Source organism: Granulicella sp. L60 (assembly GCF_009765825.1).
Classification (GTDB): Bacteria; Acidobacteriota; Terriglobia; order Terriglobales; family Acidobacteriaceae; genus Edaphobacter.
This window is the reverse complement of record NZ_LMUR01000022.1, coordinates 461,881-486,468: the sequence shown is the minus strand read 5'-3', so window position 1 is coordinate 486,468 and position 24,588 is coordinate 461,881. Positions and strand designations below refer to the sequence as shown.

The following is a 24,588-nucleotide window of genomic DNA, read 5'->3' as shown; positions in this document are numbered from 1 at the left end:
AAACCTGTTGACAACTTGTCCGCGCCAAACGGCAACGAACTACTTCGCGTCTTTGCCCTGCACCTTGGCGATGATCTCTTCCGAGACCGAACGGGGTGCTTCCTCGTACTGTTTGAACTGCATGGAGTAGTTCGCGCGACCCTGCGTAGACGACCGCATATGAGTGGCGTAACCAAACATCGTGCTTAGTGGAACGGTGGCCCGGATAGCCTGTGTGGTGCCGACCATCTCCATACCTTCGATACGGCCACGGCGAGAGTTGAGATCGCCGATGATCGTACCCATATACTCTTCGGGGACGGTGACTTCGACCGACATCACCGGCTCCAACAGAACAGGCTTTGCCTTGCGGGCAGCTTCCTTGAATGCCATCGAACCGGCGATCTTGAACGCCATTTCGTTTGAGTCGACGTCGTGATAGCTGCCATCGTAGAGCGAAACTTTGACATCAACCATCTCGTAGCCAGCCAGAACGCCACGCTGCATAGCGTCCTGAATACCCTGATCGATGGGCTTGACGTACTCCTTCGGAATCGCTCCACCCTTGGTGTCGTTGGTGAACTCGTATCCCTTGCCCGGCTCGTTCGGCGAGATGCGAATCTTACAGTGGCCATAGTTACCCGAACCGCCGGTCTGACGGATGTACTTACCTTCCGCGTCCGAGTTCGTGCGAATGGTCTCACGGTAGTTCACCTGAGGCTTGCCGACGTTGGCCTCGACCTTGTACTCGCGCATCATGCGGTCGACGATGATCTCAAGGTGAAGCTCACCCATGCCAGCGATGATGGTCTGACCCGAGTCGATGTCCGTGCGTACGCGGAAGGTAGGATCTTCCTGCGCGAGTTTGGCCAGCGCCATGCCCATCTTCTCCTGGTCGGCCTTGGTCTTCGGCTCAACGGCAACTTCAATAACAGGCGCCGGAAAGTCGATAGACTCGAGCACGACGGGGTTCTTGTCGGTGCAGATGGTGTCGCCTGTAACGAGATTCTTAAGGCCGACGGCCGCGCAGATATCGCCAGCGAGGATCTCGGTGATCTCTTCACGTTTATTGGCATGCATCTTCAGAAGACGGCCGATACGCTCTGTCTTGCCGGTACGCGGATTCAGAACCGAGTCGCCGGTCTTGAGCTGTCCCGAGTAAACGCGGATAAAGATGAGCTGGCCGACGAACGGGTCGGTCATGATCTTGAAGCCGAGCGCAGAGAAGGGCTCGTTGTCATCTGCCTTGCGAATGATCTCCTCTTCCATGTTGTCGGGGTTGTGGCCGATCATGGGAGGAATGTCGAGCGGACTTGGCAGGTAGTCAATAACGGCATCAAGAAGAGTCTGAACGCCCTTGTTCTTGAACGACGAACCACACAGAACCGGGAAGATATTCATCGCAATGGTCGCCTTGCGGATGCCGACCTTGAGTTGCGCCTCCGTGGGCTCCTGGCCCTCGAGGAAGAGATTCATGATCTCATCATCAGAGTCGGCAACAGCTTCAATAAGATGAGCGCGCGCAGCTTTGGCCTTGTCGAGAAGATCGGCAGGAATCTCTTCCACCGAGTATTCGGCACCCATCGTCTCGTCGTGCCAGTAGATCGCCTTCATCGTAACCAGATCGACCACTCCAGCAAACTTCGCCTCAGCGCCGATCTGAATATTGATTGGCACGGCACGGGCACCTAAGCGGTCGACGATGGTCGAAGTCGCATAGACGGCGTCTGCGCCGGCTTTATCCATCTTGTTGATGAAACAGATACGGGGCACCTTGTACTTGTCAGCCTGACGCCATACGGTCTCAGACTGAGGTTGCACACCTGCGACCGCGTCGAAGCAAGCAACCGCACCGTCGAGAACGCGAAGCGAACGCTCCACCTCTGCGGTGAAGTCAACGTGGCCCGGCGTGTCAATGATATTGATACGGATGTTCTTCCAGGTGCAGGTGGTTGCGGCGGAGGTAATGGTGATGCCGCGCTCCTGCTCCTGCTCCATCCAGTCCATGGTCGCAGTGCCCTCGTGCACCTCGCCGATACGGTGCGTGATGCCCGTATAGAAGAGGATGCGCTCGGTCGTCGTCGTTTTGCCGGCGTCGATGTGCGCCATGATACCGATGTTCCGGCAACGATTCAGAGGTGTAGTGCGTGCCACGATCTATCTCTCATCTGCGAGCATTTGCCCGCGGTAATAACTGCGTTGAACCTAAAAACTGAATCCAAAGACAGAAGACTTGCTTACCAGCGATAGTGCGCGAAGGCCTTGTTCGCCTCTGCCATGCGGTGAACATCTTCCTTTTTCTTCATCGCGGCGCCACGGCCGTTTGCAGCATCGAGAAGTTCTGCGGTCAACTTCTCAACCATTCCCTTTTCGCCACGAGCACGGCCGTAGGTTACAAGCCAGCGGATGGCGAGCGAGGTGCGGCGCTCGGGGAGAACTTCGATGGGAACCTGATAGTTCGCACCACCGACGCGGCGGCTCTTGACTTCGAGAAGCGGCTTGCAGTTCTCAATCGCCTTCTTGAACAGCTTGAGGGCTTCGTCGCCACCCTTCTGCTCAAGGTTAGTCATGGCGGTATAGAAGATGCCCTGCGCGGTCGACTTCTTGCCGCCCCACATCATGGAGTTCACGAACTTCGTGACCAGAGTGGAGTTATAGACCGGATCCGGAGCAACTTCACGCTTAGCGATGTAGCCTTTTCTTGGCATTTCTTTCTTTTCTCGTCTTCCTTCAGGACCGTCGACTTCTCAAGGCCTGAACTTAAATTGTGCGGCGAACCGCAGTTGATCTTGAACGCACAGCCTGCCTACTTGGCTGCTGCTGCCTTCGGACGCTTTGCGCCGTATTTAGAGCGACTCTGCTTACGATTGGCAACGCCGACAGAGTCGAGCGTTCCACGAACGACGTGATACCGGACGCCCGGCAGATCCTTCACACGGCCGCCGCGGATAAGCACAATCGAGTGCTCCTGCAGGTTATGGCCGATGCCCGGGATATAGGTCGTCACTTCGATCCCGTTAGTGAGGCGAACACGCGCAACCTTACGAAGAGCCGAGTTCGGCTTCTTCGGGGTCTGAGTGTAAACGCGGGTGCAAACACCACGGCGCTGAGGCGAACCCTGAAGCGCGGGGCTGGCGGTCTTATAGCGAGTGGGCGTGCGGCCCTGCTTGACGAGCTGATGGAACGTTGGCACTAGAACTCCTTGTTGATACGCACAAAGCCTTGAAACAATCTCATGTCGGACGCACAGAAGGGCTCGGGCTTCGCTTTTTGCCGTACACGCAAAAAAATGAGAACGCTGAAGCGTCTCTGACGAAGATCTTCCCTGCTGTTGCGTCTGTAAACCGGTACAACAAACCAGACGTTAACAGTCGACGGTGGTCGAGCGTCTTTCCCTATATTTCAAGGATGAGCCGACTCCGTTTCGCTGTCCCGGCCCGCATAGCCCATCCAAGGTGGAGGGTGTCGCAGGCACGATTGCGATGGGCCGCATACTGACGACACTCAGATCACTAAAACCTTTGATCGAGAGTATCCTGCGGTGAATCTCTTGTATCCAGTGTAGCGCAAACAGACCCCAACTGTCATGCGACAGTCAGCAAACCCAAGAATCGCGCGGGCTTTTCTCCGCCCTCCATACGTCGGGTCTCCCCTTCAGCATGGACTGGATACTCGCGGAACCTTCTTACAATAACAATCTCACGAGTTCGAGTCAACTTTTTAGCCTGATTTTGCCCCATAATTTGAGAGTTGCACCATTTTGGCTGCATGAAATGGGCTCTAGGCCAGGATACGGGACGCCATGCTAGGCTTTTCGCATGACTTTTGCACGCTGGCGGATGCCTTCCCTCTCTTTTTCTTTTTTTATTGTGGCCATCATTTCAACCCTAGGCACTGCTATTTCGGGGCACGCCCAGACTGGCGCCACCGGTGCCGCTACCGCTCCCAAAGATGCGCGAGTTGGGACGCTGATCGAGGCCCTGGGAAAGACGAAGACACCCAGCTCGGCTGCGATCTCGCCTGACGGAACTACAGTTGCCTGGGCGGTGAGGACACACGAGGGATCACAGATTCACTTAACTGATGTGGCGGACCCAGCAAAGGAGAAGATCGTCGGGACGGCTTTGCAGGCTGCGGGTTGCGGGAGTTCCGATCCCAAATGGTCGCCTGACGGTCAGTGGCTGGCGTTTGTCTCCGATTGCACGGTGAAGGCCGATAAACAGGATCAGGTGTTTGTGTGGTCGAAGAAGACGGGCGAGTCGAAGGAGTTGACTCATCTGACCGGCGGAATCGATTCGCTGGCCTGGTCGCCGGATGGACGATCGATCGGGTTCCTTTTCGTCGAGAATGCCACGCGAAGTGCGGGGGCGTTGGCCGCGATGAAGCCTTGGTCCGGGGTGATCGGCGAGGATGGGGTGGAGATACAGCGAGTTGGCGTGGTGCAGGTGGCGGATGGTGCGTTCGCTCAGGTGACTCCCGCTGCACTGCATGCCTATGAGTTCGGCTGGTCTCCCGATTCGAAGCAGCTTGCATATGTGGCGGCGAATCCGCCGGGCGAGAACAACTGGTGGGTCGCTCAGCTTTATACGGAAGATATTGCCAGCGGGACGCCGAAGTCGATTCTCGATACGACGAAGATTGAGGGTTCGCTTCATGGGCTGCAGATTGCGGTGCCTCGATGGTCGCCGGACGGATCGCGGATCGCGTTTATCGGCGGACTGATGAGCGATCAGGGTTCGACGGGCGGGGATGTCTACCTGATCCCAGCGGCTGGAGGCAAACCGAGGAACGCGACACCAGGGCGCAACGCTTCGGTGGCATTTATAGGCTGGGTAAGCCCAGAGGTTCTGGGAGTTGCCGAGCATGTGGGCGGAAGCAGCCATCTTACGGCGCTGAATCTGAGCTCGGGGAAGGACGTTTCGCAGATCAACACTACATTTCCTGAGAGCATCGGCGCCGGTGATCTGGTGATGAGCATCTCGATGTCGCATGAACATACGATTGCGATTATTCGCAGCTCGTTCGAGATGGCTCCCGAGGTTTGGGCGGGACGGCCGAACGATCTGAAACAAATCACGCATTTGAACAATGGACTGAAGCCGTCATGGGGTAAGACAGAGAACATTGAGTGGACCAATGATGGGTTCAAGGTTCAGGGATGGCTGTTGTACCCGGCGGGCTGGACTCCGAACGATGGAGCGCCGGGGAAGAAGTATCCGTTGCTGGTGAGTGTGCATGGCGGACCTTCGAGTGCGGTGACGCCGCGCTGGCCTGGCGTCGGTTATGGCGGGGTGCCATTCTCGGCGCTTGGATACTTCGTGTTCATGCCTAACCCGCGAGGCAGCTATGGGCAGGGTGAGAAGTTTACCCAGGCCAACATCAAGGACTTCGGCTACGGCGATCTGCGGGACGTTCTGGCCGGAATGGATGTGTTGGAGAAGCGCTTCCCTATCGATACGAACCGCGAAGGCCTGACGGGCTGGAGTTATGGCGGGTTCATGACGATGTTCGGCGTGACGCAGACGACGCGGTTCAAGGCGGCGGTTGCGGGCGCGGGCATCAGCGACTGGAAGAGCTACTACGGGGAGAACTCGATCGATCAATGGATGGTTCCGTTCTTCGGCAAGACGGTGTATGACGATGCTGCGGTGTATGCAAAGAGCTCTGCGATCGAGTACATCAAGAATGTGAAGACGCCTACGCTGGTAGTGGTTGGAGATCGCGATGGCGAGTGCCCGGCGCCGCAGAGCTTCGAGTTCTGGCATGCGCTGCGGGCCGAGGGCGTAAAGACGCAGTTGGTGGTGTATCCGAACGAGGGCCATGGATTCCGCGATCCGGCACATCGGCAAGACGTTCTTGAGCGGGCGCTGAACTGGTTCGAGACGGAGATGCCTGCGCAGTAGAGAGCATGTCGGGCTTGTCGCTCCCACGAGCGATGGTTCGTGCTCCCGCGGGCAATTATTCGTCGCGGGAGCGAAACTGGCAGGTTGCGAAACGGTGGTCGAATCGTCCAATCAGTTCCGGGATGATTTGCTTCCGGTGTGCGCAGCTTTTACACTATGGGTTCAGCTATTCAGCGGTTGCGGTGTGACCGTTCAGCTTGCGTTCTGGTTGGACGGGGAGGTTCAATGCGTCGGTTTGTCACTTTAGTATTTCTGTTGCTTTTCACGATCCCTTTCGGTGTCTCAATTTCGGGTTGTTCAAAGAAGACTGCCACGGTCTTCTGCGACGGGGGTGACTCGGGTGTTCCCGTCGGTCAGGTGACGACCATTACCCTGCAACCGAAGATCTTCGGCATCTCGCTGAACTTCGCCCAGATCTCGTCGACTTCCCTTACGCCGGTAGCTACCGACTGCAAGGGAACAACGGAGACCGTAGCTCACTACACCTACGCGACCTTCGATGCCAACGGCGTACCGGACCTCACCATCGCCGACGTGAATCCGACCACCGGCAGCCTGTGCGCGGGTACGTGGAACCGAAACTCGGGCGGCGGCATCGCGGACTTTACGACGTGCGTGCCGACGAACAAGACCGGCACAGCGTATGTGGTCGCGAGCGGCAGCGGAGCTTCGAGCAATCCGCTTCCGGTCTACGTCCATCCCGTGGTGACCAGCGTGGTGCTGGGGCCGCTGTCTACAGACTGTATCAACGATCCGGCGACGAACTGCAGCCCCGCCGCGTTTATCAATACACAGACGAGCTGCACGATCAACCCGGCCAATGGCTGCTGCACGGTACCAGTGACCACGGAAGCAGCCGCATCGGCCAGCGCGAACGGATGCGTCTCGCAGAGCGTGACGGGACAGCTGGCAGCGCGCGTGTATCAGAACGCTACTCAATCCGAGCAAGACAATATCAGCTGCCAGGTGGGCCATCTCACCTACACGCCTCAGATTCCGTCGATCCTTACGATCGATCAGAACGGTGTGGCCACGGCGCAGCAGCCTGGCTCGACGGTCATCACGGCGGGCATCTCCAATGCGGGAAGCTCGGCGGGATTCTTCTCGACGTGTCCGCCGGTGTCGATCACTCTGAGCATCCCAAACAGCACAAATCCGACGAGCGTGGTGGTGGACCAGAACTTCACCCAGCCGATCACGACACTGGCGACGGACATGAACGGAGTCGTTCTGACAGGCCTGGCGTTGACGTACGAGTCGACGACGCCGACGACGATTCCAGCGGGCGTCTCCTCGGTGACTCCACTGTTTCCGGGCGCTGCAGCAATTACGGCGACCTGCCAGCCTCCGACGTGCAATCCTTCTCCGTTCAACCAGATCGGACTGTTCGGCAACGGAAAGCCTGTGACCTCAAACGCGGTCAACGTGACGACTCCGGGCAATAACAGCACGGTGTTGTACATCGCAAGCACAAACTCGCTGTATATCGTGCCGGTTGACTTTTCGACGAACCAGATCGGTACGCCGATCCGTCTGCCCTATCAGCCGAACTCGATGGTGATCAGCGACGACGGCACCACGGTCTACATGGGCACGGCCTTCGAGCTGATGACGTTCACGACTGCGACCAACGCGCTGGCCACCCAAAATACGGCGGTGACCGGCAACGTACTCGCGGTGTCTCCAGACGGGACTACGCTGGTGATCAGCGATCCGATCCGACAGCTGATCTACCTGTACACCACCGCCACGAATACGATCCTGACGCAGTATGGCGGGGTTGCCACCCATGCGGCGTTCACTCCGGACAGCTCGACGGTGTACATCACATTGGGCGACTATAACTCCTCAACCGGTGTGACGACTCCGAATAACCAGCTTCTGGTGCATTCGACGTTCACTGGCTGGTTCGCGACGACTTCGTCTCAGTCGACGACGAACATTGCTATAGGCGTTCCGACGGTAGGCGCGTTCTTCGGCGGAAACCCGACGACGGCTCGCACGTACTGCCCGACAACGACGATCAATGGAACGATTACGAACTCATCAACGACAGCGAACGCTTTCTATCCCGACGCCAGCGTGATCGGGCCATCTGCGGACCTGATTGCTACTACTAACGACGGTCTTCACCTTCTGGGAGCAACGGCTGCAGGAACGTTTACGGATTCGCTTCTGTCTACGCCTGCGACTCAAAATGGAACCCAAAGTATTCCAGCACATCCTGGTCTGCCGACCGGAGCTTGCCCAACTGGAGGTGCGAATGCACCGGTAACACCTGCGGTCAAGTTCATCGCGACCCCGACATTCACCGGCGCGCTGCCGGGAGTTACGGCTACGGCGATCACAGGCGTCGATCCTACTTCGGACTCTGTGGCTGCCTTCATTACCTACACCGGGACGGGCGGGGTTCTGCCGGTCTACATGCCCAATCCGACGGGAGCGGGTACGCTGACGACGATTCCTCTCTCGACGGCATTGGGTACGCCGATTGCTCCGGTGGCCGGTGTGGTCAGCGCGGATGATCTGACCTTCTACGCTGGAACCTCCGGGGACAACGTGGTGCACCTGATCACGAAGCAGACGGATGGAACCTACAAGGACACGACGGCGCCGATTGCTCCGAAGCTGATCGACCAGAACAACAACATCGTCACACCGAACCTGCTGGTACAGAAGCCGCGGAAGGCTATCTCGTAGGTTTGGGTTGCTGGATGTGGAAAGCCCTCTCTTCGGAGAGGGCTTTTTGTTGTTTGCTTCTTCTGAGTACCCCACCCCCTGGGGGGTGGGTGGGGGTAAATTGTTATTTTTCAGCGAGTTGCGTTTTTCACAGACTGCAAAATATTCATTCCAGATGGTTTACGGGCAAATATTTCTTTCTAAATGGGTTATGGGTTTAAATAGAAAATCCCCGATTTTGTCGGGGATTTTTTATGCTCTGTATCCAGTATAGCGGTTGGGGGATAACTCGTGCGTCATGCGAATGTCCGCGGTTGGCGTGGGGTTTGGTGAGTTTGGGGGTTGACAAGGGTTTGTGGAGGGTTGGGGAGGACAGGCAACAGCAAAGGCAACTGCAGTGGGAAGGGGAGTGGGAAGGTTAGGCTAGGCGTTTTTTGAGGAGGTCACGGGCTATGGCGTCGAGGACTCCGTTGAGGAAGTGGATGGACTCGGGGGCGGCGTAGCGGCGGCCGATCTCGAGGGTTTCGTTGATGATGATGGGGGTGGGGGTGTTGGGGAAGCCGAGCATCTCGGCGACGGCGGCGCGGAGGAGGTTGCGGTCGACGACGGGCATGCGCTCGAGGCGCCAGTTCTGGGCGTGCGACTCGATGAGGGCGTCAATCTCCTCGTCACGGGTAGTGGCGATGCGGTAGAGGTCTTCGGTGAAGCTGCGGGTTTCTAGATCGACGTCTTCGACCGAGGCCCAGAAGAGTTTGGTGACCTGTTCGGCGGACTGCTTGCCGAGGTCGCCCTGAAAGAGCATCTGCATGGTGAGTTCGCGGGACTTGCGGCGAGTGCCCATTATGGTTTGACCTGACCGATCTGTGCGGCGAGTTTGCGCTGGATGGAGACCATCTCGATGGCGGCGATGGCGGCTTCGAAGCCTTTGTTTCCGGCTTTGAGGCCGGCGCGGTCGAGGGCCTGTTCGAGGGTCTCGCAGGTGAGGACACCGAAGGCGTGGGGGATGCCGGTCTCCTGCTGGGATTGGCCGATGCCGCGTGCGACCTCGTTGTAGATGGCCTCGTAGTGAGCGGTTTCGCCGCGGAGGAGGCAGCCGAGGGTGATGATGGCGTCGAATTTTTTGCTTTCGGCTAGGGTGCGGGCGGCGGAGGGGACCTCCCAGGCGCCGGGGACGCGGACGATCTCGATGTCGGATTTGGCTGCGCCGCTGCGGTGGAGGGCGTCGAGCGAGCCTTGCAGGAGGCGGTCGGTGATGACGGTGTTCCAGCGGGTGGTGACGATGGCGAAGCGCATGTTGGCGGCGCTGAGGTCGCCTTCGACGGCGGGGGGCTGATTGTGGAGGGGGTTCTCGGACTGCCAGAAGCCGAGGGTCAACTCTGGAGTGAGTTGGACGGTGAAGAGGCGGCTGTTCCAGTGGGTGAGCCCGGGTGCGGAGACGGTCGCTTCGCCGTTTTCAGAGAGCCACTTTTCTACGAGGGTGTGGATGTGGTCGAGCTGGTTGACCTCGACGAGGACGGGTGGGACGGCAGGTGGGCGGCCGGTGACGAACTCGAGGTTGCCGGTGGGTGCGAGGAAGGCGGCGCCGCGGCCCTGCGCGTCCTGCCAGCCTTTGCCCTGCTCGAAGCCGAGGGCGGTGAAGAGGCTGTTGAGCCTGTCGAATGCAGCGCCTTCGGCTACGGCGCTGACGAGTGTGATTCCCTTAATCATAGATTCGATTGTATCGTCTGGAGAGCGCTGCGAGGATGTGCGGCTCGCTGCGGGCTTTGGGGAGATCTGCGTGAACTACGAGACGTTGTTGTGTGAGATGAAGGAGCAGGTGGCGCGGGTGACGCTGAATCGGCCACAGGTGCTGCATGCGTTGAATGCTGCGGTGTTCGATGAGCTGGAGTCGGTGTTTATGACGCTGGCGGCGGATGTTGAGGTTCGGGTGATTCTGCTGACGGGCATGGGGGAGAAGGCGTTTGCGGCTGGCGCGGATATCAGCGAGCTGACGGGGTTGAGCGCGGCGGAGGGTGAGGCGAAGGCGCGGCGGGGGCAGGAGGTGTTTCGACTGATTGAGACGTGCGGGAAGCCGGTGATTGCGTGCATTAACGGGTTTGCGCTGGGGGGAGGATGCGAGCTGGCGATGGCTTGCACGATGCGGCTGGCCAGCGAGACGGCGAGGATGGGGCAGCCGGAGGTGAAGCTGGGGCTGGTTCCGGGATATGGCGGGACCCAGCGTCTGCCGCGGCTGGTGGGCAGGCCGATGGCGCTGAAGTTGTTGCTGACGGGGGAGATGATCGGCGCGGCGGAGGCGTTGCGGATTGGGCTGGTGGAGGAGGTGGTGCCGGCGGATCGGCTGATGGAGCGCGCGGAGGCGCTGGCGAGGACGATGGTGGGGATGGCTCCGCTGGCCGTGGCGGGGTGCATGGAGGCGGTGCGCTGGGGCAGCGAGCTGGGGCTGGATGCGGCGTTGGATGTGGAGGCGGAGATCTTTGGGCGGCTGTGTGGGACCGAGGATAAGGCGGAGGGGACGAAGGCGTTTCTTGAGAAGCGGAGCGCGGTGTGGGTGGGGCGGTGAGGATTTTGGTTTCGTGAAATTGGGTTACTTTTTTGAGGTAGGAAGCGGGGTTTGGCTTGATATGCTGGTAAACGTGCGTAGATTCCTGTTTCTCCTTCCTGTTGCTTTGATTCCGCTGATGTTTGACGGCTGTACACGCACGGCTGTGCCAAGCGTGATGGAGACGCGGGCGATTGCGGCTCAGCAGATGCAGGAGGCGAATCTGGCGCGGCAGGAGATGGAGCTGATTCCGCCGCCGTCGAAGACACGCTATATGGCGGTGAAGAGTTTGACGGTATGGGAGAATCCTTACCTGACGGTGCAGGGCGCGATGGTGACGCTGCATGTGGTGCTGGCGGATGCGAATACGAGCGACCTGGGAACGGGTGGGATGCTGAGGCCGGTGGGTGCTCGGCGACAGGTATTGAATGTGCGGGTGGGTGATCTGCCGACGGCGCTGAATGCGGTGCCGAAGAGCGCGTGGCCGTATGGGCGGGTGGTGGCGGTGGAGGAGGCGCATGATGTGCCGGTGAGCGCGCGGCCGGAGGTTCGGCGGAACGTGGAGGCGGCGATCAAGATGCTGAACGACATTGGGGTGGTGGTGTACGAGTGGAACGATAACGGTCGGAGCTGAGCTGGGTAGCTTTTTTCTGGCGTGGTTTTTTATCGTGTGGTGGGATGGGCGTTTTTAGAGGGGTTTTGGGATTTACCCCGTGGTGGATGGTGGTTTCTTGCTGGTGAGTTGTGGTAATTCGTGTGGTGGATGTGGTGCGTTGTGGGACGCATCTTTCGCTTGAAAAAATGCGACAGGTTTTTTGAGTTTATTTTTGCGTGGGCGGGCCGATGCGGCGGTGGTGTCTTCGGGCCGGGATGTTGCGCTAAGATGCTCTTACTTTGAGTGCGGTAAATCTTCGACGCGGGTAAACGATTGCAACTTCATACAACGGCTCTGGTGATCTTCTGTTTTTTCTTTGCGCTGGTTACGCTGGCGGGGTTCTGGGCTGCGCGTTGGCGGAGGCCGAAGGACGGCATGGGCTCGCTCGAAGAGTGGGGGCTGGCGGGGCGAAGCTTTGGGACGTGGGTGACTTGGTTTTTGATCGGCGGGGATTTGTATACCGCCTATACGGTGATTGCGGTGCCGGCGGCGCTGTATGGCGCGGGGGCGATGGGGTTCTTCGCGGTGCCGTATGCGGTGATCGCGTATCCGTACATGATGGTGGTGCTGCCGAGGCTTTGGACTGTTTGTCACCGGCATGGTTACATAACATTCGCTGACTTTGTTGGAGGGCGGTATGGGAACCGTTGGCTGACGATGGCGATTGCGCTGACGGGCGTGCTGGCGTTAATGCCGTACATTGCGCTGCAGCTGGTGGGGATTCGCGTGGTGATCGGGGCGTTGGGGATCCACGGGGAGTGGCCGCTGGCGGCGGCGTTTGTGATTCTGGCGGCGTACACGTACTCGAGCGGGCTGCGGGCTCCGGCGGTGATCGCGGTGGTGAAGGACGTGATGCTGTATGTGATGGTGCTGGCGGCGCTGATCTATATTCCGATCCGGCTGGGTGGGTATGCGCGGGTGTTTGAGACGGCGAATAGCCTGCTGGCGAAGCATACGCCGGCGGCTATGATTTATTTGAAGCCGGGGCAGTTTCTGGGATACTCGACGCTGGCGATCGGGTCGGCGGTGGCGCTGATGCTGTATCCGCATACGGCGACAGCGGTGCTGAGTGCGAAGAGCGCGAATGTGGTGCGGCGGAATGCGGCGATGCTGCCGGCGTATAGCTTTCTGCTTGGACTGGTTGCGCTGCTGGGGTATCTGGCGCTGGCGGCGGGGGTGGTGACGAAGGATAACAACTCTGCGGTGCCGCTGCTGTTTCTGAAGATGTTTCCGGAGTGGTTTGCGGGGTTCTGCCTGGCGGCGATTGCGATTGGCGCGCTGGTGCCGGCGGCGATCATGTCGATTGCGGCGTCGAATCTGTTTACGCGGAATCTGTATGGAGAGTTGGTGCGGAAGAAGATGACGCCGGCGGACGAAGCGGCGATGGCGAAGGTGGTGTCGCTGGTGGTGAAGTTTGGAGCGCTGCTGTTTGTGCTGAAGCTGCCGGCGCCGTATGCGATTGAGATGCAGTTGCTGGGAGGAATCTGGATGGCGCAGCTGTTTCCTTCGGTGGTGGTGGGGGTGTTTACGCGGTGGTTCCATCCTTGGGCGCTGCTTGTAGGATGGGCGGCGGGGATGGCGAGTGGAACGGCGATGGCGGTGGCGCTGGGGCTGAAGAGCTCGGTGTATCCGCTGCATATGTTTGGCGGGACGTATGCGATGTATGCGGCGGTGCCTGCGCTGGTGCTGAATCTGACGGTGTCGGTAGTGCTGACGCTGGTGTTTCGGGCGGTGAAGCTGGATGGCGGAAGCGATGTGACGGATGCTGCGGCTTATGTTGGTTGATGGCCACGCTTTGAGTTATGTTCAGCGGATAAAAAGGCATACCCCAGGGGCTAAAGCCCATTTCTTGCGGGGTTGAGAGACCCAAGGCTAAAGCCTTGGGGTACCTAGATGCCAGAGCGCTGTGAATCCACTAGCGAGGATTGTGGATTCAGAAGCGAGAGCTTTGAGGATCTGGAAACAAGGGACCGCGTAAACTAGGGCTTGGGGAGTTTTCTGTTATTTACTCTCTTACGTTGGGCTTTGGTTGCTGACGAATTTCTTTTGGCATCGAGACACATCATCATGCATTTGATTGAACTTTATAAGTCGGTCCAGGGAGAGTCTTCCTTTACTGGGCTTCCGTGCATCTTCGTGCGGCTGGCGGGGTGTAATCTTCGCTGCGCGTGGTGCGACTCCGAGTACACATTTAGCGGCGGCAAGCCGTTTAGCGCGGATGAGATTGTGGCGCAGATTGAGGCGCTGGCTCCTTGCAGGCTGATCGAATTTACCGGCGGTGAGCCGATGCTGCAGGCGAAGGAACTGATTCCCTTGATGGATCGTCTGCTGGATGCGGGCTATACGCTGATGATGGAGACGAGTGGAGAGCGTCCGCTGGCGGATGTGCCGAAGGCGGTGCATAAGATCGTCGATGTGAAGTGTCCGGGTGCGGGTGCGGCGGCGAATAGTTTTCGGATGGAGAACCTTGCGGCACTGACGAAGCGGGATGAGGTGAAGTTTGTGTTGAGCGATCGGGCGGACTATGAGTTTGCTTGCGGGTTCATTGCAGAGCACGGGTTGAATGAGATTGCGGGTGGGGTTTTGTTAAGTCCGGCGTTCAATAAGTCTCCTAGTCCGCTGCGGACGACGGATAACGCTACGCTCGATCCGCGCACGCTGGTGGAGTGGATGATGGCGGATGGGGTGGACGCGCGGCTTTCGCTGCAGATTCATAAGTTCATCTGGGAGCCGATGAAGAAGGGTGTTTAGTGCGGGGCAAAGATTTGTCCTGCCGGACGGGCCCACTGCTCGTGGGGAGGTCACTTCGTGACTTTTTTACCTTGTCTTGATGGGTGAATTGCAATTGCCCTCCCGTTGGTCGGGATCTACTTTTCTTTGATTATTTTTGTTCGGTTTGCGGCATGGAGTTTGGCAGGCTGGAGAGCAGGGTGGCGATGTCGTTCTTCATGGCGCTGAGCCTTGCGCGAAAGTCGTACAGCATGGCGTGACGATCTCTGAGGTCGCTGATCCTTAGTTTGAGCAAGTCCTCGGGCCTGCTGGTGAGCAGCGCGATCTTCTCCTGACCCTTCTTCGACTCCGGCGGTGGGATGCGGCCAACCTGAATCCAGGTTTGGATGAGACGCTGCTCGCGGGTGAGTTGTTCGGGGTCGTCTGGCGCGGGGGTGTTCATAAACTTTCGTACGGCGATGGGGTAGATGTTCTGAGATCCGGGAGTGCGATCGAAGACCTCGCCGAGCATGTTGGTGGGGACCTGGAGGGTCTCGGCTCCGCCGCGTTGCATGTGCAGACCGACGAGGGAGAGCACGGTGGGAGCTGCGCCGGCGATGACGCCGGTTACGTTGGAGGCGACGTCGTGCGTGGTGAGTCCTAGTGCGGAGCTTGCGGTTCCTAGACTTCCGCCGATGCCGAAGCTGGCGAGGTTCAACAGGTCTACGGTTCTTTGTTGCTTTGCGAGGAGATAGTTCTCCAGCTCGCGCGTGTCGGAGATCTCTTCTTCGATCTTTCCGGTGGTGGCGTCGATCTGAAGGCTTGCGCTGAGGGCCTCGGCGAGGATCTGCTGGCGGACGAAGAGGATTTGCCATGGACTGACTGTGCCTGCGGGCTGGTCGGAGAGATCTTTTAAATGCTGGAAGAGTGGGCCGAGACCTGTGGCCTGGGCGGTCTGCTCGGCTGAGAGGGGCAGCTCGTTGTAGGGCGTGAACTTTGGGCGCTCCTGTGCGTGGAGGGCGCTTGGCAGGCACAGAAGAACGAGGAGAACTCTGTAGAGGCAGAGAGAGTTTGGGCGTGGCATGCGGACAGTGTATGCCGGGTGTGCGGCAGCGAAAAGTGAGAACTGCGCTAAAAATCTATGGTGGCGCTGGATGGGTTGGGTTGACGCGATGCTGGGGGTGGAGAGGGTTTTGCGTGGATCGTGCGCTAACATCAGGCATGCGCCTTCTTTCTGTTGCTCTCTTGTTTGCGTTGATTCCGTGCGCCGTTGCTGAGGTTCCGCAGGTTGCGCAGAAGCCTATTGAGGTAAAGGTTGTGGTGGTGAACATGTTTGAGGTGGGCGCGGATAGCGGGGATGCGCCGGGGGAGTATCAGTACTGGGTGGAGCGGGAGCATCTGGATACGGTGCTGCCGTTTCCGCAGGGATACCACGACCTTCGGCTGAACGCGAAGACGGGCGTGCTGGGGGTGTTGACGGGAGTGGGGACGGCGCGGACGGCGGCGACGATGATGGCGCTGGGGATGGATCCGCGGTTCGATCTGACACATGCTTACTTTCTGGTGGCGGGGATTGGCGGGATCGATCCGGCGATGGGATCGCTGGGGTCGGCGGTGTGGTCGGACTATGTGGTGGATGGTGATCTTGCGCATGAGATCGATGCGCGGGAGATACCGAAGGATTGGAAGACGGGATATGTTCCGCTGGGGAAGTCGACTCCGTATGAGCAACCGCGGGCGGCGCGGTTTGGCGATGATGGGAACGTGTATCACCTGGATACGGCGCTGGTGGATTGGGCGTTTAATTTGACGAAGGATACGGTGCTGATGGATACGCCGGCGATTGCGGAGCGGCGCCAGCAGTATGAGGGCGATGCGGCGAAGCGGGCTCCGTTTGTGCTGCGGGGGGATAATCTTTCGGCGGCGACGTTCTGGCATGGGAGGCTGTTGAACCAGTGGGCGAGGGACTGGGTGAAGTACCAGACGGATGGGCGTGGGACGTATGCGATCTGCGGGATGGAGGACACGGGGACGATGCAGTCGTTGACGTGGCTGGCGAAGGCGAAGAGGGTGGATGTGGATCGGGTGCTGGTGTTGCGGACGGCTTCGAACTACGACCAGCAGCGGGTGGGAGCGACGGCGGCGGAGAGTCTGGCGGAGACGAAGGTGAGGCAGTACAGCGCGTATCTGCCGGCGTTGGATAGCGCGTATCGCGTGGGGCATGTGGTGGTGGATAGCCTGGTGGCGAACTGGGCGCAGACGCGGGACCATATCCCCGTCCTATCCCCCGTAAGATAGATTCAGGTGTTTGTAGTGGTCTGGAGTGCATAGGTGAAGATTCTTGTGGTTTCTCCGCATCGCGATGATGCGGCGTTTTCGCTGTCGATTGCGATGACGAACTGGTTGTTGGCGCGGCATTCGGTTACGCTGCTGAATGTGTTTACGCGCAGCCGGTATGCGCCTTATTCGGATGCGGACTTTGTGCATGAGAACGACCGGATGTCGTATGTGTCGGCGATGCGGCTGCGGGAGGATGAGGGGTTTCTTCGGCGTGTGGCGCAGGAGTTGCCGCGTGGGTTGAAGGACCATATCCAGATGGTGGATTTGAATTTGAAGGATGCTCCGATTCGTCTGCGGGTGCCGGAGGACGAGGTGTGCGATACGGCAGTGAATGCTGCTGATCCTGCGATTGAGAAGATTCGTAAGGCGATTGTGCGGCAGGCGGAGATGGGCGCGATGGATGCGCTAGTGGTGCCGCTGGGGTTGGGGAGGGATGTGGATCATCTGACGGTGCGTGAGGCGGCGCTGCCGTTAATGCATGGGGTTGCGTGTGCGTTCTATGAGGATCTGCCGTATGCGGCTAAGCATGCGAGCGCGGCGGCGGATCTGGATGCGGTGCGGGATGTGATGTCGGGGTCGGTGGGGCGGCTGAGTCCGGTGGTGTGTGCGGCAGATGGAGCGGTTGAGCGGAAACGGGTGCTGGTGCTGGGTTATGCGTCGCAGATCGACGATGAGGCGGGTGGGGTGATGAGTGAGTTTGCTGCGCGCTATGGTGGTGGGGAGCGGCTTTGGGCGAATGAGGCGTGGGTGGCGGCAGCAGAGGCGAATCGGCTTAGCGTGCCGCAGGGTTGATGGTTGCGGCGTCGGGTTTGATGGTGGCGGTGTCGATTGACTTTACTCTGCGGAGGCCGCGGAGGGAGTTGCAGAGGAAGATGGCGTCGGCGGTTTGAAGGTCGGCGGTGGTGAGGATATTTTCTTCGGTGTTGGGGTTGGTCTCGATGAGATGACGGCGAAAGATGCCGGGCAGGACGCCGCAGATAAGGGGTGGGGTGAAGAGCTTGCCAGCTCGTTCGATGAAGAGATTGCTGATGGCGCCTTCGGTGAGTTCGCCGCGTTCGTTGGTGAAGAGGACCTCGTCGAAGTTTGCGGCGCGGGCTGCTGCGTACTCGCGGTCGTAGAGCTGGCGGTGGGTGGTCTTGTGGCGGAAGAAGGGATCGGTGGAGGAGGTGGGTTCGGGTGAGAGCTTGATGGTGATGGGGGATGGGTCGGGGTGGAAGGGCTCGGTGGTTAGGGTGAGGTTGCCGGTGGAGTCGAGGAGGAGACGGACTCGATGGGCGGCGTTGGGGTCGAGGGTTTGGGTGAGAGAGTGGAGGCGGGATTGGATGGAACTGCGGTCGAACGGAAAGTTGAAGTAGAGGGCGGAGGATTCGAGGCGGTCAAGGTGCATGGGTAGGAGGCGGAGCTCGCCTTGCAGGAGCATGGTCTCGATGAGCTGGAAGTTTCGCGGGGCGCGGGTGAGGAAGGATGCTTTGAGGAGGCACTCGCGATGCTCTTCGTGCGGGTCGGAGTCTGCGACGATGCCACCGCCTACGCCCATGCGGGCGATGCCGTCCTTGAGGATGAGGGTGCGGATGGCGACGTTGAAGGTGGCAGTGCCGCTGGGTGAGAAGAAGCCGATGGCACCGGTGTAGATGCCGCGAGGGCGCTGCTCGAGTTCGCGGATGATCTGCATAGTGCGAATCTTGGGGGCGCCGGTGATGGAGCCGCTGGGGAAGATGCTGCGGAAGATTTCGTAGTGGGTGATGTTTGGCCGGAGGAGGCCTGAGACGGTGGAGGTCATCTGCAGGAGGGTCTGGTAGCGTTCGACGGAGAAGAGGTCGTTGACGTGGACGCTGCCCATGGTGCAGATGCGGCCGAGATCGTTGCGCAGGAGATCGACGATCATGATGTGTTCGCTGCGATTTTTTTCGTCGTGGCGAAGGCGAGCGGACATCTGCGCATCTTCGTTGATGTCGAGGCCGCGGGGCATGGTTCCCTTCATGGGGCGAGTGATGATCTTGTTCTGATCAATCTTGAAGAAGAGCTCCGGCGAGAAGGAGAGGATGTGGTGGTTGGCGATGTTCAGGAGGGCGCTGTAGGCTACGGGCTGTTGTTGCGAGAGCGCGCTGAAGACAGCGAGTGGGGAGAGTGAAGTGCGGAAGGATACTTCGTCGGTGAAGTTGACCTGATAGGTGTCGCCGGATGCGATGTAGTCTTTGATCTTTAAGATTTTTGCGATGTACTCGTCTTCGGGGATGTTGAGGGCGAGATGGTCGGCCAAGGCGGTGGTGGGTTCGGCTGGACTTTCAATGTGGTCGAAGATGGTGGGCTGGGGGTAGACGCCGAACCAGGCAAGGGGTAGTTGCGATGGCGAAGTTATGTGGGGATTTTGTTCGATGGGTTCGAAGTGGTAGCTGCACTCGTAGGAGCAGTAGCCGGCGACGTGGGAGCCTTCGGCTAGTGCTGCGTCGATGTCGGTGAAGAGCTGGGGGATCTCGTGGAGGTAGTTCGCGGTGAGGATGCGGGTGGGGTGGAGGAAGAGATAGCTTTGCTGATTGGTGGGGTCGAAGCGTGAGGTTTCGAGGAGAATGGAGTTGGGATTCTCTGCAGCGGCTGCGCGGGCTTGGTGCGGGGGGGTTGGGGTGGGGTTGGGCATGGGGCGGGCTCACTCTCAGTATGAGTGATGCTTGGGTGCGACGGGAAGTGCGATGGTGGTGAAGGGCAATGGCAAAAGCAGATCCCTGCGGGATGACAAACAAAAGGGATTTTTTTGCTTGGAGTTGAACTAACGGGGCGAGGGGAACGTAGATGACTAACGAGTTCATGGCAGGCAGGGAGATCGCATGCAGGATATCGTTGTCGCGTTTCGTCAGTTTTTTAAGTCGCCCGGTTTTGCGATCACCGTTGTACTGACTATTGCGTTGGGAATTGGCGCGAATACTGCGATCTTTACGCTGGTGCATGCGGTTCTGCTGAAGTCGCTGCCGGTGGCCGATCCGAAGACGCTGTATCGCGTTGGCGATAAAGACGATTGCTGCGTCAATGGAGGGTATGAGAACGACGACGGAGACTTCGATCTGTTTTCGTACGAGCTGTATAAGCATTTTCTAGAGACGACGCCGGAGTTTTCGCAGATGGCTGCGATGCAGGCGGGTGGAAATAGTATGACGGTGCGGCGTGGTTCGGAGCCGGCGAAGTCGCAGCGAACGCAGTATGTTTCAGGGAATTTCTTTACGACGTTTGGGATTGGATCGTTTGCGGGGCGCGTGCTGACGGATGCGGACGATACGCCGGGTTCGGCTCCGGTGGCGGTGTTGAGCTATCAGGCGTGGCAGTCGGACTACGGCGGCGATGCGCGGGTGGTGGGAGCGTCGTTCAATATGCAGGGCAAGCCGGTAACGATTGTGGGGATTGCGCCGCCGGGATTTTTTGGTGACCGCCTTATCGACAGGCCGCCGGTGTTTTGGGTGCCGCTGTCGTTGGAGCCGACGATTGAGGGTAAGAATACGATCCTGCATGTTGCGGAGAGCAACTGGCTGTATGTGGTGGGGCGCAAGAAGCCGGGGGTGAGCATCGAGGCGGTGCAGGGAAAGATGTCTGCGAGCCTGCGGCAGTGGCTGTCGACGCAGATTGGATATACGCAGGAGGGTCGGTCGGTCATTATTCCGAAGCAGCATGTGGTGATTGTGCCGGGAGGCGGGGGGATCGAAAACCTGCAGCAGGAGACGGGCAAGGGGCTGTATCTGCTGATGACGATCTCCGGGCTGGTGCTGCTGGTGGCGTGCGCGAATGTGGCGAACCTGCTGCTGGCGCGGGGTGCGACGCGCAAGTCGGAGACGTCGGTGCGGATGGCGCTGGGCGCGACGCGGAGGAGACTGATACAGCAGATGCTGACGGAGAGTGTGCTGCTGGGATGCCTGGGTGGGTTGGCGGGGCTGGCTGTTGCCTATGCGGGAACGAGGATGATTCTGGCGTTGGCGTTTCCAGATGCGCCGCAGCTTCCGATCGCGGCGAGTCCTTCGCTGCCGGTGCTGGGGTTTGCGTTTCTGCTTTCGCTGATGACGGGTGTCGTGTTTGGGATTGTGCCGGCGCTGATTACGTCGCACTCTGATCCGGCGGAGGCGCTGCGCGGGGTGAATCGTTCGACCAGAGATCGTGCGTCGCTGCCGCAGAAGTCGTTGATTGTGTTTCAGGCAGCGCTGTCGCTGGTGCTGCTGGTGGGTGCGGGATTATTGACGAAGAGTCTGCGCAATATGGAGCATCAGAACTTCGGCATCCAGACGGAGAACAGATATGTGGTGCATCTGGATCCGTGGGGCGCGGGATATACGCAGGAGCAGCTTCCGGCGCTGTATCAGCAGTTGGAGGAGCAGTTCGGCGCGCTGCCTGGGATGAAGAGCGTGGGGTTGGCGCTGTACAGCACGCTGGAGGGAAACAACTGGGGTGAGGGCGTATTTGTGGCTGGACGACCGGCGCCGGGACCGAATGAACACAACGGCTCGTCGTGGGACAGGGTGAGTCCGCGGTTCTTTGAGACGGTGGGACAGCCGGTGTTGCGTGGGCGCGGATTTACGGATCAGGATACGGCTACGTCGCAGAAGGTGGCGGTGGTGAATCAGGCGTTTGTGAAGAAGTTCTTTCCGAAGGAAGATCCGATGGGACGGCACTTCGGAGTCTACGACCAGAAGTACGCTTCGACGTTCGAGATCATTGGCGTGGTGGCGGACGCGAAGTATTCGAGCCCACGCGAAGAGGTGAGGCCGATGTACTTTCGTCCGCTAACGCAGGAGTTGACGGGGTTGTCGGAGGCTAACCCGATGATGGCGGAGGGGCGCGGGTTGTTTATCAATTCGGTGACGATGTGGTTTCAGCGGCCTCCGCAGAATCTGGATGCGACGGTGAGGCGGACGCTGGAGAATATCAATCCGAACCTGACTGTGCTGGATCTGCATTCGCTGGACTATCAGGTGGCGGACAACTTTACGCAGGAGAGGTTGATTGCGCGGCTGACGGCGCTGTTCGGCGTGCTGTCGTTGGTGCTGGCGTCGGTGGGGCTGTATGGGATTACGTCGTACCAGGTGGCTCGGCGGACGAGCGAGATTGGGCTGCGGATGGCGCTGGGTGCGGATAGAGCGAATGTGGTGAGGATGGTGCTGCGCGGGGCGTTTCTGCAGGCGGCGCTGGGGCTGGCGATTGGGATTCCGATTGCGGTGTTGGGAGCGCACTATATGGCGGACCAGCTTTATCAGGTGCGCTCGTATGATCCTGTGAGCATGGCGGTGGCGGTGGTGGTGCTGCTGGCGTCGGCGACGCTTGCGGGATTTATTCCGGCGCGGCGGGCGGCGAATATTGAACCGATGAATGCGCTGCGCATGGAGTAGATAGCGAGTCAATGATAGAGGCGATGGGTGCGGACGCATTGACGCGGGGCGAGGCTGCGTGTTTCGATGAAGGTCGGTGAGCCGCTCCTCTTCTCTTCCCCTTTCTCTTCCGATTGATGCGATTCTGCCGGAGATCGGCGCTTCTCTCAGACGCTGCTCGAATCTGGTGATCGAAGCGCCTCCGGGTGGAGGCAAGACGACGCGCGTGCCGCCTGCACTGCTTGAGCTGGTGAACGGTGAGGTGATTGTGCTGGAGCCGCGGAGGATTGCGGCACGGCTGGCGGCGCGGCGGGTGGCGTGGGAGCTTGGCGAAGAGGCGGGCGAGACGGTTGGATACCAGGTGCGATTTGAAGAGGTTAGTGGACCGCGCACGCGGCTGCGGTTTGTAACCGAAGGTGTGCTGACGCGGCGGATGCTCTCGGACCCGGAGTTGAAGGGTGTGGATGCGGTGGTGCTGGATGAGTTTCATGAGCGGCATCTTGAGAGCGATCTTGCGCTGGCGTTGTTGAAGCGTCTGCAGCGGAGGCGGCCTGAGCTTAAGATTGTGGTGATGTCGGCTACGCTCGATGCTGCGCCAGTGGCGAAGTATCTCGATGACTGCCCGGTGCTGCGGTCCGAGGGAAGGATGTTTGAGGTTTCGGTGCGGCATCTGCCTTACTCGTCTGAGCCGCTGCATGTGCAGGTTCGAAGCGCGGTGGAGCTGCTGGTGCGCGAGGGAGATGGCGGAAACATACTCGTCTTTCTGCCGGGGGCTGCGGAGATTCGGCGCGCGATGCGCGAGTGCGAGGCGGTGGCGCGGAAGATGGAGATGCTGGTGCTGCCGCTGCATGGGAGCTTGTCGCCGGCGGAGCAGGATCGGGCGGTGGCGCCGGCTGCGCAACGGAAGCTGATTCTGGCTACGAATGTGGCGGAGAGTTCGGTGACGGTGGAGGGTGTGACGGCGGTGGTGGACAGCGGGCTGGCACGGGTTGCGACGTACTCGCCGTGGACGGGACTGCCGACGCTGCATGTGGGGCGGATCAGCAAGGCTTCGGCGAAGCAGAGAGCCGGGCGCGCGGGGCGTACGGGGGCGGGGAGCGTGCTGCGGCTTTATCCGGAGGAGGACTTTGTGCAGCGCGCGGAGCATGACACTCCGGAGATTGAACGCAGCGAGCTGTCGCAGCTTTGCCTATCGCTGCGGGCGATGGGGATTGTGGATGTTGGAGGTGTGGAGTGGCTGGATGCTCCGCCGGTGACTGCGATGCAGCAGGCAGAGGCGCTGCTGGAGCGGCTTGGGGCGAGGGGCGGGATGATCCAGAGGCTGGCGCGGTATCCGCTGGCTCCGCGGCTGGCGCGACTTTTGGTGGAGGCGATGGAGCGCGGTGTGGGTGAGGATGGATGCGTTGCGGCGGCGCTGTTGGGATCGGGCGCGCAGGTGGAGAAGAACGATCTGCTGGCGGCGATGGAGTTGCAGATGGACTATCGCACAGCGCAGCAGGTAGAGCAGCTGCGAAGGATGGCGAGGCCGCAGAGGCAGAGGCATCATGACGATGACGCGCTGCTGATGTCGGTGCTGGTTGGTTTTCCGGATCGGGTGGCGCGGCGGCGGGCAGGCAACCAGGTGTTGATGTCCGGCGGTGCGTCGGCGGAGGTGGCGGGCGAGGCTCCGGCGTATGAGTTTATGGTGGCGATCGATGCGGAGGATCGCAAGGATAAGCCGCTGCCGTTGATTCGCATGACGGCGCGGATTGAGCCGGAGTGGTTGATCGATCTGTTTCCCGATCGCGTGCGGGAGTTGACGAGTGTGACGTGGAATCGTGAGGCGGAGCGCGTGGAGGCGGTGAGCGCGCTGCTTTACGACGAGTTGGTGATACAGGAGTCGCGGGGGATGATGCCGGATGCCGAAGCGGCGGCGGAGTTGCTGGCGCGGAAGGCGATGGAGGTGGGCGCCGAGCGTTTTATTGACGGCGATGCTCTGGAGGAGTTTGCGGCGCGGGTTGAGTTCGCGGGCTTCGAGAGGCCGGACGTGGGACAGGCGTTGCTTGACTTGTGTCTGGGTCTGCGGAGCTTCGTCGAGTTGAAGAGTGCTGCGAAGGATCTACTTGCGGTGATGGAACAGAAGATGGACGCACGTCGGCTGAGAGAGATTGCGCCGGTGAGCGTTCGACTGCAGAACGGACGTCAGACGAAGGTTCATTATGAGAGCGGCAAGCCGCCGTGGATTGCGTCACGGCTCCAGGATTTTTTCGGTATGCGGGAGACGCCTCGGATTGGGGTCGATCGGACGCCGGTGGTGGTTCATCTGCTGGCGCCGAACCAGCGTGCGGTGCAGACGACGACGGACCTTGCGGGGTTCTGGGAGCGGCTCTATCCGCAGGTGCGGCGGGCGTTGATGCGGCGGTATCCGAGACATGCGTGGCCGGAGCGGCCTTAATTTATATGCGA

At 59.7% G+C, this 24,588-nt stretch carries 17 protein-coding genes; 10 read left to right on the top strand and 7 right to left on the bottom strand.

What is annotated here, in order from left to right; all coding sequences use genetic code 11:
• Positions 1-39: 39 nt before the first annotated feature.
• The 3 genes from fusA to rpsL form a co-directional block, all read right to left on the bottom strand.
• The gene (gene fusA / locus GSQ82_RS22985) at positions 40-2,133 is read right to left on the bottom strand and encodes an elongation factor G (protein WP_158794600.1); all 2,094 of its coding nucleotides are present in this window, start codon (positions 2,131-2,133) and stop codon (positions 40-42) included.
• Positions 2,134-2,216: 83 nt separating this feature from the next.
• On the bottom strand, positions 2,217-2,687 hold the full coding sequence (gene rpsG, locus GSQ82_RS22980) for a 30S ribosomal protein S7 (RefSeq protein ID WP_020715236.1): 471 nt from the start codon (positions 2,685-2,687) through the stop codon (positions 2,217-2,219).
• Between the two features lie 98 nt (positions 2,688-2,785).
• Entirely contained in the window at positions 2,786-3,172 is a 387-nt protein-coding gene (gene rpsL, locus GSQ82_RS22975) for a 30S ribosomal protein S12 (protein WP_123489299.1), read from the bottom strand.
• A 625-nt stretch (positions 3,173-3,797) separates the two neighbouring features.
• On the opposite strand from rpsL, the gene GSQ82_RS22970 reads away from it, so the two are divergent.
• Together GSQ82_RS22970 and GSQ82_RS22965 are read left to right on the top strand one after the other, a co-directional pair.
• Positions 3,798-5,882 (top strand): S9 family peptidase, encoded by a 2,085-nt coding sequence (locus tag GSQ82_RS22970; RefSeq protein ID WP_158794599.1) that lies wholly within the window; start codon positions 3,798-3,800, stop codon positions 5,880-5,882.
• 357 nt (positions 5,883-6,239) lie between these two features.
• Positions 6,240-8,582 carry a hypothetical protein gene (locus GSQ82_RS22965; RefSeq protein WP_158794598.1) on the top strand — a complete coding sequence of 781 codons (2,343 nt, stop codon included), beginning with the start codon at positions 6,240-6,242 and terminating at the stop codon, positions 8,580-8,582.
• A gap of 397 nt (positions 8,583-8,979) precedes the next feature.
• Here the strand turns inward: GSQ82_RS22965 and nusB are convergent, their stop codons facing one another.
• Both nusB and ribH read right to left on the bottom strand, forming a co-directional pair.
• Positions 8,980-9,402 (bottom strand): transcription antitermination factor NusB, encoded by a 423-nt coding sequence (gene nusB / locus GSQ82_RS22960; RefSeq protein ID WP_158794597.1) that lies wholly within the window; start codon positions 9,400-9,402, stop codon positions 8,980-8,982.
• A complete protein-coding gene (gene ribH, locus GSQ82_RS25270; RefSeq protein ID WP_158794596.1) occupies positions 9,402-10,268 on the bottom strand; it encodes a 6,7-dimethyl-8-ribityllumazine synthase in 867 nt (288 codons plus the stop codon). The genes nusB and ribH overlap by 1 nt, the downstream gene beginning before the upstream one ends.
• 37 nt (positions 10,269-10,305) lie before the next feature.
• On the opposite strand from ribH, the gene GSQ82_RS22950 reads away from it, so the two are divergent.
• From GSQ82_RS22950 to GSQ82_RS22935, 4 genes are all read left to right on the top strand, one after another.
• Positions 10,306-11,121, top strand: a complete 816-nt coding sequence (locus tag GSQ82_RS22950) for an enoyl-CoA hydratase/isomerase family protein (protein WP_371417260.1) — start codon at positions 10,306-10,308, stop codon at positions 11,119-11,121.
• 13 nt (positions 11,122-11,134) lie between these two features.
• Positions 11,135-11,734: a hypothetical protein gene (locus GSQ82_RS22945; RefSeq protein ID WP_254061866.1), complete on the top strand. Its 600-nt coding sequence runs from the start codon at positions 11,135-11,137 to the stop codon at positions 11,732-11,734.
• A 294-nt stretch (positions 11,735-12,028) separates the two neighbouring features.
• Positions 12,029-13,540 (top strand): monocarboxylate uptake permease MctP, encoded by a 1,512-nt coding sequence (gene mctP, locus GSQ82_RS22940; protein ID WP_158794595.1) that lies wholly within the window; start codon positions 12,029-12,031, stop codon positions 13,538-13,540.
• Between the two features lie 282 nt (positions 13,541-13,822).
• On the top strand, positions 13,823-14,506 hold the full coding sequence (locus GSQ82_RS22935; protein ID WP_158794594.1) for a radical SAM protein: 684 nt from the start codon (positions 13,823-13,825) through the stop codon (positions 14,504-14,506).
• Between the two features lie 130 nt (positions 14,507-14,636).
• Here GSQ82_RS22935 and GSQ82_RS22930 read toward each other — a convergent pair whose 3' ends face one another.
• Positions 14,637-15,680 carry a hypothetical protein gene (locus GSQ82_RS22930; RefSeq protein WP_158794593.1) on the bottom strand — a complete coding sequence of 348 codons (1,044 nt, stop codon included), beginning with the start codon at positions 15,678-15,680 and terminating at the stop codon, positions 14,637-14,639.
• On the opposite strand from GSQ82_RS22930, the gene GSQ82_RS22925 reads away from it, so the two are divergent.
• On the top strand, positions 15,662-16,762 hold the full coding sequence (locus GSQ82_RS22925; protein ID WP_254061865.1) for a purine nucleoside permease: 1,101 nt from the start codon (positions 15,662-15,664) through the stop codon (positions 16,760-16,762). The two genes, GSQ82_RS22930 and GSQ82_RS22925, sit on opposite strands and share 19 nt — an antisense overlap.
• Before the next feature lie 33 nt (positions 16,763-16,795).
• Positions 16,796-17,596 (top strand): PIG-L family deacetylase, encoded by an 801-nt coding sequence (locus GSQ82_RS22920; RefSeq protein ID WP_158794592.1) that lies wholly within the window; start codon positions 16,796-16,798, stop codon positions 17,594-17,596.
• Here the strand turns inward: GSQ82_RS22920 and pabB are convergent.
• A complete protein-coding gene (gene pabB / locus GSQ82_RS22915) occupies positions 17,577-19,439 on the bottom strand; it encodes an aminodeoxychorismate synthase component I (protein WP_158794591.1) in 1,863 nt (620 codons plus the stop codon). The genes GSQ82_RS22920 and pabB overlap by 20 nt on opposite strands.
• A 187-nt stretch (positions 19,440-19,626) precedes the next feature.
• Between pabB and GSQ82_RS22910 the strand changes: the two genes are divergently transcribed.
• Together GSQ82_RS22910 and hrpB are read left to right on the top strand one after the other, a co-directional pair.
• Positions 19,627-22,164 carry an ABC transporter permease gene (locus GSQ82_RS22910; protein ID WP_158794590.1) on the top strand — a complete coding sequence of 846 codons (2,538 nt, stop codon included), beginning with the start codon at positions 19,627-19,629 and terminating at the stop codon, positions 22,162-22,164.
• A 76-nt stretch (positions 22,165-22,240) separates the two neighbouring features.
• Positions 22,241-24,577 (top strand): ATP-dependent helicase HrpB, encoded by a 2,337-nt coding sequence (hrpB, locus tag GSQ82_RS22905; RefSeq protein WP_254061864.1) that lies wholly within the window; start codon positions 22,241-22,243, stop codon positions 24,575-24,577.
• The last annotated feature ends 11 nt before the right edge of the window (positions 24,578-24,588 follow it).

What these genes read in the sequence shown, in the direction of transcription:
- rpsG (WP_020715236.1), bottom strand. Translation starts at nt 2,687, where the DNA reads ATGCCAAGAAAAGGCTACATCGCTAAGCGTGAAGTTGCTCCGGATCCG.
- GSQ82_RS22970 (WP_158794599.1), top strand. Translation starts at nt 3,798, where the DNA reads ATGACTTTTGCACGCTGGCGGATGCCTTCCCTCTCTTTTTCTTTTTTT.
- nusB (WP_158794597.1), bottom strand. Translation starts at nt 9,402, where the DNA reads ATGGGCACTCGCCGCAAGTCCCGCGAACTCACCATGCAGATGCTCTTT.
- ribH (WP_158794596.1), bottom strand. Translation starts at nt 10,268, where the DNA reads ATGATTAAGGGAATCACACTCGTCAGCGCCGTAGCCGAAGGCGCTGCA.
- GSQ82_RS22935 (WP_158794594.1), top strand. Translation starts at nt 13,823, where the DNA reads ATGCATTTGATTGAACTTTATAAGTCGGTCCAGGGAGAGTCTTCCTTT.
- GSQ82_RS22930 (WP_158794593.1), bottom strand. Translation starts at nt 15,680, where the DNA reads ATGTTAGCGCACGATCCACGCAAAACCCTCTCCACCCCCAGCATCGCG.
- pabB (WP_158794591.1), bottom strand. Translation starts at nt 19,439, where the DNA reads ATGCCCAACCCCACCCCAACCCCCCCGCACCAAGCCCGCGCAGCCGCT.
- GSQ82_RS22910 (WP_158794590.1), top strand. Translation starts at nt 19,627, where the DNA reads ATGCAGGATATCGTTGTCGCGTTTCGTCAGTTTTTTAAGTCGCCCGGT.